This window comes from Vreelandella hamiltonii, assembly GCF_014651775.1.
Lineage (GTDB): Bacteria > Pseudomonadota > Gammaproteobacteria > Pseudomonadales > Halomonadaceae > Vreelandella > Vreelandella hamiltonii.
Genome location: NZ_BMXN01000033.1, coordinates 22,344 through 31,733, shown reverse-complemented (window position 1 = coordinate 31,733; position 9,390 = coordinate 22,344). Strand labels below are relative to the sequence as shown.

The 9,390-nt window shown below is 59.2% G+C and carries 7 protein-coding genes; all 7 read right to left on the bottom strand.

Annotated elements, in window-relative coordinates:
- Positions 1 to 161: 161 nt before the first annotated feature.
- The 7 genes from rfbB to IE091_RS17165 all read right to left on the bottom strand — a co-directional run bounded on the left by rfbB (position 162) and on the right by IE091_RS17165 (position 9,390).
- Positions 162 to 1,226, bottom strand: a complete 1,065-nt coding sequence (rfbB, locus tag IE091_RS17195) for a dTDP-glucose 4,6-dehydratase (protein ID WP_096923263.1) — start codon at positions 1,224 to 1,226, stop codon at positions 162 to 164.
- 38 nt (positions 1,227 to 1,264) lie between these two features.
- Entirely contained in the window at positions 1,265 to 2,332 is a 1,068-nt protein-coding gene (locus IE091_RS17190; RefSeq protein ID WP_229800879.1) for an ABC transporter ATP-binding protein, read from the bottom strand.
- A gap of 1,276 nt (positions 2,333 to 3,608) precedes the next feature.
- Positions 3,609 to 5,033, bottom strand: coding sequence for an MBL fold metallo-hydrolase RNA specificity domain-containing protein (locus IE091_RS17185; RefSeq protein ID WP_189464209.1), 1,425 nt, complete (start codon positions 5,031 to 5,033; stop codon positions 3,609 to 3,611).
- Between the two features lie 200 nt (positions 5,034 to 5,233).
- Entirely contained in the window at positions 5,234 to 6,331 is a 1,098-nt protein-coding gene (locus tag IE091_RS17180) for a KpsE/RkpR family capsule polysaccharide export protein (RefSeq protein ID WP_096923265.1), read from the bottom strand.
- 3 nt (positions 6,332 to 6,334) lie between these two features.
- Positions 6,335 to 7,144, bottom strand: a complete 810-nt coding sequence (locus IE091_RS17175; protein WP_096923266.1) for an ABC transporter permease — start codon at positions 7,142 to 7,144, stop codon at positions 6,335 to 6,337.
- A 97-nt stretch (positions 7,145 to 7,241) separates the two neighbouring features.
- Positions 7,242 to 8,936: a polysaccharide biosynthesis/export family protein gene (locus IE091_RS17170; RefSeq protein ID WP_422822545.1), complete on the bottom strand. Its 1,695-nt coding sequence runs from the start codon at positions 8,934 to 8,936 to the stop codon at positions 7,242 to 7,244.
- A 52-nt stretch (positions 8,937 to 8,988) separates the two neighbouring features.
- Positions 8,989 to 9,390 carry a DVU3141 family protein gene (locus tag IE091_RS17165; RefSeq protein WP_096923268.1) on the bottom strand — a complete coding sequence of 134 codons (402 nt, stop codon included), beginning with the start codon at positions 9,388 to 9,390 and terminating at the stop codon, positions 8,989 to 8,991.

The window sequence follows — 9,390 nt, the reverse complement described above, 5'->3', positions numbered from 1 at the left end:
GATGGTCATATCGCCGCATAGGTGTGCCGAATGATGCTGTGCACTATGCCAGAAAAATCAGGTGGTTGTCGACAGGCTATCCGCAACCACCTGAATAGTTACAAACCATATCTTGGTTTTATCCGTGCTTTCCGTGTTTTCCGTGGCAAAAAGCAGTGGCTCTACAGGCTGCCGAGGCGTTGGCCTTGGTAGCTGCCGTTTTGTACGCGTTTCCACCAGGTTTCGTTGGCAAGGTACCACTCCACGGTTTTGCGCAGGCCGGTCTCGAAGGTTTCCTGCGGCTTCCAGCCGAGTTCGCGTTCGATCTTGCTGGCGTCGATGGCGTAGCGTACGTCGTGGCCTGGGCGGTCGGTCACGAAGGTGATCAAGTCTCGGTAGGATTTTTCACTGGGCACCAGCTCTTGCAGCAGGTCGCAGAGGGTTTCGACTACCGTGAGGTTGGCTTTTTCGTTGTGCCCACCAATGTTGTAGGTTTCGCCTACCTGGCCTTCGGTGGCTACCTTGATAAGCGCGCGGGCGTGGTCTTCGACGTAGAGCCAGTCGCGGATCTGTTGGCCGTCACCGTAGACAGGCAGCGCTTTACCGGCGAGGGCGTTCAGGATCATCAGCGGAATGAGCTTTTCCGGAAAGTGGTACGGGCCGTAGTTGTTCGAGCAGTTGGTGACCAGCGTGGGCAGGCCATAGGTGCGCTGCCAGGCACGTACCAGATGGTCGGAACTTGCCTTGCTGGCGGAATAGGGTGAGCTGGGAGCGTAGGGCGTTGTCTCGGTGAAGAGGTCGTCGGTGCCTTCCAGGTCACCATATACTTCATCGGTGGAGACGTGGTGAAAGCGAAAGGCTTCCGCCTTGGCGGCGTTGGTGGCTTGTAGCGCTTTCCAGTAGCCACGGGCGGCTTCCAGCAGCACTGCCGTGCCCACGATATTGGTTTGGATAAATTCGGCGGGGCCATCGATAGAGCGGTCTACGTGGCTTTCGGCGGCCAGGTGCAAGACGATATCGGGCTGGTGGTGCGCGAACAGCTGCTGCATGGCCACGGCGTCACCAATGTCGGCTTGCACAAAGGTGTAGCGCTCGCTGGCTTCCACGCTGGCCAAGGATTCCAGATTACCTGCGTAGGTGAGCTTATCGATATTGACGACTTGATGCTGGGTGCTGTTGATCAATTCACGCACCACGGCGGAGCCGATAAACCCTGCTCCACCGGTAATAAACAATGTTTTTTGCATGACGTTCTAATTTTCCAGTGCTTAGCGACCAGGCCCGTTCACTCAAGGGACTCCAGGTGTAATCGCGCTTCTTTGGCACGGCTACCGGCTTCTTGAACGGCTTTTTTAGCAGCGGCGATCTCTTTTTTGTCGCCCTGCTCTTTGGCATCGTTCAAGCGCTCTTGCGCGGCTTTCAGGTCGGCATGGCAGGCTTGCAGGTATTGGCGCGCGCCCTTGGCATCTTTGGGCAATTCGGCACTGCGCTTTTTATGATCGATATCGGCATGGTAAGCGGCAATGGCGTCATGAATATCGTCGTACCAATGCGCTTGACCCTGTTTGATGTACAAACCGGCTTGGCAGAGGTCTTTCAGAATCCCTTCCGAGTGCGAGACCATGATCAGCGATGACACGCCAATCTTGGATTGAAAAAGATTTTTGGCTTTTGCCTTGAACGCGCGGTCACCTACGGCGGTAGCTTCGTCTGAAATGTACACATCGAAGTCGAAGGCGAGTGAAAGGCCAAACGAAATGCGTGACTTCATACCGGAGGAGTAGGTACGAATGGGTTCGTCGAATGCGGGGCCTATTTCCGCGAATTCTTCTACGAACTTGATGACGCGTTTGACTTCTTCTGGGCCACTGCCCTGAACTCGGGCGACGAACTTGGCATTCTGGCGCCCGGTCATGTTGCCTTGCATGCCGCCGGAAAGGCCCACAGGCCAGGAAACACGGCTGTGGCGAATTACTTCACCACGCTCGGGGGAATCCATGCCCGCGATAAGACGCAATAAGGTGGATTTACCCGCTCCGTTGGCACCAATCAACCCTACGCTCACCCCTTGGGGGATCGTGACATTGATATCTTTCAGCACCCAGTCGCTACCGTGATGGTTGTGGTAACGCTTGTAGAGGTTCTTTATTTCAATCATTTTGGGTTTGTGAATGGTGAGGGGTAAATGTTGAATGGGGCGTTCGTGGGGTGCATTGATTTCACCGATTCTGTCAACGTTTGATTCAACTGCTGGGCTGGGCAAGTATGCGGTGGCTTCGTTAGGGGTGCTGAATATGCCAATGAGGTTATTCCACCACCGTGGCCCGATCAGGGCGGCTGGCGCCGCCTTCACGCCGGGCCGCCGCTGTGGGTGCCTCTTTCGCTCGTTGCTCTCGCTCTTTCGTTACGCCGCGCTACGGGGGCACGCGGCCAATGATGGCGGTATTTCGTAGCGCGGTGTAAGCGGAGCGCACCCGCGAAGCACCCCGTGAGGGGTGCTGATGAGGCCAATGAGCTTTGCTCGATCACCGTGGCTTGATCGGGGCGGCTGGCGCCGCCAACGCGGGTGCCTCTTTCGCTCGTTGCTCTCGCTCTTTCGTTACGCCGCGCTACGGGGGCACGCGGTCAATAATGGCGGTATTTCGTAGCGCGGTGTAAGCGGAGCGCACCCGCGAAGCACCCCGTCGGGGGTGCCGAATAAGCCAGCGAGGGTTGCTCCACCACCGTGGCCCAATCAGGGCGGCTGGCGCCGCCCACGCGGGTGCCTCTTTCGCTCGTTGCTCTCGCTCTTTCGTTACGCCGCGCTACGGGGGCACGCGGCCAATGATGGCGGTATTTCGTAGCGCGGTGTAAGCGGAGCGCACCCGCGAAGCACCCCGTGAGGGGTGCTGATGAGGCCAATGAGCTTTGCTCGATCACCGTGGCTTGATCGGGGCGGCTGGCGCCGCCAACGCGGGTGCCTCTTTCGCTCGTTGCTCTCGCTCTTTCGTTACGCCGCGCTACGGGGGCACGCGGTCAATGATGGCGGTATTTCGTAGCGCGGTGTAAGCGGAGCGCACCCGCGAAGCACCCCGTCGGGGGTGCCGAATAAGCCAGCGAGGGTTGCTCCACCACCGTGGCCCAATCAGGGCGGCTGGCGCCGCCCACGCGGGTGCCTCTTTCGCTCGTTGCTCTCGCTCTTTCGTTACGCCGCGCTACGGGGGCACGTGGCCAATGATGGCGGTGTTTCGTAGCGCGGTGTAAGCGGAGCGCACCCGCGAAGCACCCCGCCAGGGGTGCCGATGAGGCCAATGAGCTTTGCTCGATCACTGTGGCTTGATCGGGGCGGCTGGCGCCGCCAACGCGGGTGCCTCTTTCGCTCGTTGCTCTCGCTCTTTCGTTACGCCGCGCTACTGGGCACGTTGCCAATGATGGCGGTGTTTCGTAGCGCGGTGTAAGCGAAGCGCACCCGCGAAGCACCCCGTGAGGGGTGCTGATGAGGCCAATGAGCTTTGCTCGATCACTGTGGCTTGATCGGGGCGGCTGGCGCCGCCAACGCGGGTGCCTCATTCGCTCGTTGCCTCGCTCTTTCGTTACGCCGCGCTACGGGGTCATTGCCTCATTTGGCCATTACGATTTGCAAGGGGGTGCTATTCACCATTCACCACTGTCACACCCTTTCCTTTACGGGTGTACATCGCTTCCAGCTCACGTTTGAGTGCGCTGCGGGCGGTTTGTTCGCCGTGCACCAGGTGGATGGTGTGGGGCCAGCGGCGCATGCGTTTGACGAAGTTGAGCAGGTCTTTCTGGTCGGCATGGGCGGAGTAGCCGCTGATGGAGGTGACGCCTGTTTTGATATCGTATCGCTGGTTGTCGATCTCGACCCAGCCGCCACGCGGGCCATATTGCTGAATGGCGCGGCCTGGGGTGCCTGCGCCCTGGTAGCCGACGAACAGTACCTGGTGGCGTTCATCGCCCAGCATGGCTTTGAGGTAGTTCATGATGCGCCCGCCTGCGCACATGCCGCTGGCGGCGATGACCACCGCTGGGCGGCCTGTGCTGGCCAGGTAGCTGACCGTTCGCTCGTGGGCTTCGTGGCTGTCTACGGTGTAGAGGTTGGCGAAGTTGAGCGGGTGGCGGCCACTGCGCAGGCGGCGTTGGGCTTCGTCGTCCCAGTAGGGCTTCAGCTCGCGGTATACCTGGGTGAAGCGGGCGGCCAGCGGCGAATCGACGATGATCTCCAGCGTTTGCCATAGGCTTTTGGGCAGCCCGCGTTTGGCGTTGCGCTCGGCTTCATGAATGATGCCTTCCAGCTCGTAGAGCAGCTCTTGGGTTCGGCCAATACTGAAGGCGGGCACCATGACCGTGCCGCCGTTAGTGAGCGCTTGCTCGATGGCCTGTTTCAGCGTGGCGCGGCGCTGGCGGCGGTCAGGGTGCTGGCGGTCGCCGTAGGTGCTTTCTAGTACCAATTGTTCGCAGCCATAAGGCGATTGGGGCGCGGGCAGTAGCGGTGCGTAGGGAGCGCCTAGATCGCCGCTGAAGATGACCCGTTCCTTTTCGCCGCTGGGGTGCTGGTGGGCTACTTCCACGTAGCTGGAGCCCAGTATGTGCCCTGCCCGCTTGAGCTTCACTCGGGTGGTGATGCCGCCTGCTTCGGTTTTTTCAAACACGGTGTGCCATTTACCGTAGGGCACGCTGATGATCTGGCTTTCCAACTGCTGCTGAAAACGTTCGATGAGCTGGGCGTTACGGGTGAAGCCGATTTTCAGGGCATCTTCGATCACCAGCGGCAGCAGTTTGGCCGAGGGGATGGAGCAGATGATGGGCCCTTTGAATCCCGCCGCCAGCAGGTAGGGCAAGCGTCCTACGTGATCGATATGTACGTGGGTGATGACCAGCGCTTTGACGGTGCTGATATCGAATTCGATCTGGAGCTGCTGGAAAGTGTCTTCGGTGGTGTCTTCGCCCTGAAAAAGCCCGCAGTCGATCAGCAGTGAGTGTTCGCTATCGAGAATGAGCTGGTGACAGCTCCCCGTCACGCCCGTTGCCCCGCCGTGGTGTGTAATATCGAGCATGGAATTCCTTTTCGTGCTTTTTTAGCGTGCTTTCTTTGAGCGTTTTGGCGTGTGGTGGCGTTATCAGGCGGCTGGCGCCGCCTCCGCGGGAGCCTCTTTTGCTCGTTGCTCTCGCTCTTTCGTTACGCCGCGCTACGGGGTGGCACGCCTTCCCCCTCACCACTCACCACTCACCACTCACCACTCACCACTCACCCACTCTAATCCCGGTGATCCTTGACGATCATGATGATCATGCTGAGGATGAATGACAGGAAGATAGTGATGATGGCAAACACGCTGCTGTTATAGAGTCGGTTTGGTTCTGTGGGGTATTCGGGCATCAGCGGGCTTTGTAGCACGCTGACTTGTTTGAGCTGGCGGGCGGCTTCCAGGCGTGTGTTTTCGAGTGCAGCCAGGGCACTTGAGTAGGTTTCCTGAGCAAACTGTGCCTGCAGCTCCAGGGTTTCATACTCTGCTGATACCCGGTTGAGCGAATTGCCGGTGGCCTGTGCCAGCCGATCGCGCTGTTGGGTTATCTGGTCTCGCAGGGCTTCTATGTTGCGCTCGACCTGACGAAGCTCGGCCGATTGGGCGCTTTGGAAGCTTGCCAGGGCATTACGTTGCGCCTGGAAACGCGCGAGGTCTGCTTCCAACGTGGCCACTACTTGATTGATACTTTCTACCGTACTGGTGGGAGACACCAAGCCAAATTCGTTCTGGAACTCCAGCAGGCGTGCGCGAGTATCATTGAAGCGCTCTTCTAGACGCACCATTTGTTGCTCAAGAAAACGTACTTGCTCATCGGCGAGCCGATGGCCCATTTCGTTCATGTGGTTTTCGCCTGCTTCAAGCAGAAGCGTGGCCAGATTTTGCGCAAACTCTGGCGTGTAACCTTGTACTTGGATATTCAGTACGCCGGCGTATTCGTCCAGCTCTACTTCTACCCGACGCAAATAATATTGATGCAGATCTTCAATGGGTGCAGCCGGATCACGCAGCCGAGCAAAAAAATCGCCATTTTCGCTGTAGTGCTGGCGAATGCCGAGCTGTTGGTCCAGCAAACGCAGCATGTCTACTGAGAGTAGGTGCTCGCGTAACAATAACAGGTCGTGCGTGTTTCCTCCGCCGCCCCCCATGAGTGAAGAAAGACTGAACTCTGGAGGAGCTACCTGGGGGCTCTCCAGCACGACAGTGGCACGCGATACATAGCGTTCTTCTGCCCACACGAACCAGTAAAAGGTAACCACCAGAATGGCTAAAAAGGCAACGGCCCAGTGGGGTGAGGTTTTGATAAAACGACCAAAAGAAGCGTGCATGAATTAATTTGCCTTTAAACGATCAACAAAGCGCAGGTGCATCAGAAGCCCCACTGAGATGAGCGTGAGCGTAAACAACCAGAAATACAGCATGCTGGTCCCGTGCACGACCTGATATTTTTCAAAGAAACCTAAGCGTAGCGTTTCAAGCCCATGGGGGATGGGGTTCAACATCAGGTATTCCAGCAGCCAATGGGGCAGGCTGTTGAGCGGGATAATGACACCCGACAAAATCATCAGCGGTAGCGATAACATTCGAATAACCTTGCCTATTTCAGGCACCAGCGTTGCCGCAACCGATGTTACCAGCCCCAGCCCCAGCCCCAGGCTCCAGAGCGATAGCCAGGCCGCCATGACACGCACGGCATTGTCGGGGTACATGTCCAGGCCAAGCATCAGGCCGCCGCCGATAAAGATCAGAAATACCAGTGAGCGTAGCGCTCCTTCCAGGAAGTTGCGCACCAGCACCGGGTCGACTGGCTGCACTTGCCGATAGGCGAACAGGGCTTTATTCCCGTCAATCGCCCCCATGCCACGCATCATGCCTTCTCTTACCAGCATGAAGCCCATCAACCCCGCAATGAGCCAGGGGATAAACTCTGCGTTGACGATCAGACGGCCACCGCGAATGAAGCTACGCATGGCCACCATAATTCCCACAAAGGCGACGGGTTCAAAGATCATCCAGAACCAGCCCATGCGGTCGCCCATGGTACGCGAGAGCGCCTCGCGTACGAACATGGCGTACCACACGCTGCGAGTCACCTGCCAAGGTGTTCGCGCCCCTTTCGGAGCGCTGCTTGTGTTATCCATGTTTCCGTTTCTTTTGATGTCGGGAACGTAAAGGGAGAAGTGGCGTGACCGGGGCGGCTAAGGCCGCCCTTTGCGCCGGGCCGCCGCTGTGGTCTCATCACAGGTCCAGGGCGACACGGGTGGTGACGGCGATCTGGAACAGGATCTGAGTGAGGGTCGAGGCGAGCTGCAGGTTGTGCGTAGGTGCCTTGGGCATGACGAGGATTTCGTCGCCAGGGCGCAGCGGCGTGTTACGGGCGTGTTCGACGGCGCCGTTCTGGCGTACCAGCAGAATCTGGTCGCGGTCGGCACGTTCGGTGAAGCCACCGGCGCTTTCCACGTAGTCGATGACGCTCATGCCGGGGCGGTAGACGGCGGCCTGGGGCACGAGGATTTCACCGCTGATGAGCACCGAGTCGCTGATTTCAGGAATGGTGATGATGTCACCATCTTGAAGACGTATATCCGCAATACCTTCGCTGGAGGCAACCACCAAGCGGCCGCTGGGCTCTAGCTCACGGGCACGCTCGATGAAACGTTCGATCAGCTCCGCTTCTCGCAGGCGGATCTGGGCTTCCTGATCGGTGCGCGAGGAGGCGCCCAGGTAGGTGGTTTCCAGGCGGCGCAGACTGTCCTGCAGGGACTGCGCCTGCTGCTGACGTACGCTTTCACGCTGCAGCGAGATGCTTTCCACGGCGGTCATGTTTTCGGGTACGGCAATGGCGTCGAGCAGTTCGCTGAGGCGCGCATTGCGGGGTAGCGCAAACCGCGAGGGGCCGTAGTAGCTGCCTTCGATTTCCACCACGATGGTTTCGTTACGCTGGTCGGCACTGAACACCACTTCGTCACCGCTGCGTACCGTTTGGCCTGCAAACAGGTTGATGGGGAAGTATTGGGCAATCGGGCCGTCGTCTCGGTCGCCGCGTAGCAGTACGTGTGAAACTCCGCTTCTCAACCGGGCCAGGTTGATGATTTCGGCACCGCTGAGCTGGTTGCCGATCAGTTCGTAGCGGTGTTCGCGGTGTACGTCACCGACCACGGCAATGGCAGGGCCGCGCTCTTCCACCACGATGGTGTCGCCATCCTGGAACTGCGGGCGGGCGATGGTGCCGTTGATGAGGAAGTCGTAGAGGTCGACGGTGGCCACGGTGCGGTCGTCACGGACGACGCGAATCTGGCGGTAGCTACCCAGGTCCTGGTCGATGCCGCCTGCCTGGTCGAGGAAGTAGAGCAGCGAATCGTTGGGGGTGCCTGCATAGCGGCCCGGATTTTCCACGTAGCCGGTGACGAACACGGCCACGGGCTGAACGCCTTGCACGTTGGTGTAGACCTCGACGTTATCGGGGTACACCGAGGTAATGGCGCTGCGTACGCTGCCATCGACCTGTTGGCTGTTCTGCCCTTCCACGTTGAGCGGGCCGGAGCCGGGAATGAAGATGTTGCCCTGGGCATCCACGGGCAGCACGCGGTCGAACTCGAACGCGCCCCAGGCGCGCACGGTGATCTGGTCGCCGGGCTTGATGCGGTAATCGGCGTTCAGGCCGTCTCCCATGGCACCACGAAAGCCCCCGGTGAACAGGTTGGCGCCAAAGGGCGGCAAGGCATCGGGGTTTTGGGGCGGCGTGGCAATGGGGCCGTAGGTGCCGCTGCGCCAGTCTGCGCGCGGGGTGTCCTCCACCTGCTCTTGCTGCCCCTGCTGGCCGCCTTGCTGGCTACCCTGTTGGGGAAGAATGTCGTTGGAGAGGCTGAGGGACTGGGCTATGGCAGGCGCCGCAGTCAATGTTGCAAATACCAATCCTGCTGTCGCCAACATGCGTTTAAGAGGAACCAACGCAACGGTGGGTGAGGAGATAGATGACTGCATGTTAGCGCCCTCCTGCTTGAGTGACCAGACGCTGATGTACCCAGCCGCTTTCGGTTTCGCAGGCGAGTGCTGCGCGTACGCTGCCACCGGGCTCCATCACTTGCAGCTGGCGGCATTTGCGCCCGCTGGCGGCCAGATACGGGGCATCGGCGATAATTTCTACGTTGTCACCCCAGGGGGTGCGGGCAGCTGTGTGCACACCACTGGCAGGCGATTGGGTGAGGAAGCGATTGAGTGCTTCATCTTCCAGAAGTTTGGCCGCATCGTCGGTTAGTACGTATTGCGGTGATTGTTGACCGCTGCCAGAAGGGTATTGCGTGGCACACCCACTGAGCAGGGTCAAACTGACCGCCGCCAACAGCATGCGAGCTGGCCGCGAAAAAGAAGTGGGGGTATTCGACAT

What these genes read in the sequence shown, in the direction of transcription:
- IE091_RS17180 (WP_096923265.1), bottom strand. Translation starts at nt 6,331, where the DNA reads ATGCACGCTTCTTTTGGTCGTTTTATCAAAACCTCACCCCACTGGGCC.
- IE091_RS17175 (WP_096923266.1), bottom strand. Translation starts at nt 7,144, where the DNA reads ATGGATAACACAAGCAGCGCTCCGAAAGGGGCGCGAACACCTTGGCAG.
- rfbB (WP_096923263.1), bottom strand. Translation starts at nt 1,226, where the DNA reads ATGCAAAAAACATTGTTTATTACCGGTGGAGCAGGGTTTATCGGCTCC.
- IE091_RS17165 (WP_096923268.1), bottom strand. Translation starts at nt 9,390, where the DNA reads ATGTCGAATACCCCCACTTCTTTTTCGCGGCCAGCTCGCATGCTGTTG.
- IE091_RS17185 (WP_189464209.1), bottom strand. Translation starts at nt 5,033, where the DNA reads ATGCTCGATATTACACACCACGGCGGGGCAACGGGCGTGACGGGGAGC.
- IE091_RS17170 (WP_422822545.1), bottom strand. Translation starts at nt 8,936, where the DNA reads ATGTTGGCGACAGCAGGATTGGTATTTGCAACATTGACTGCGGCGCCT.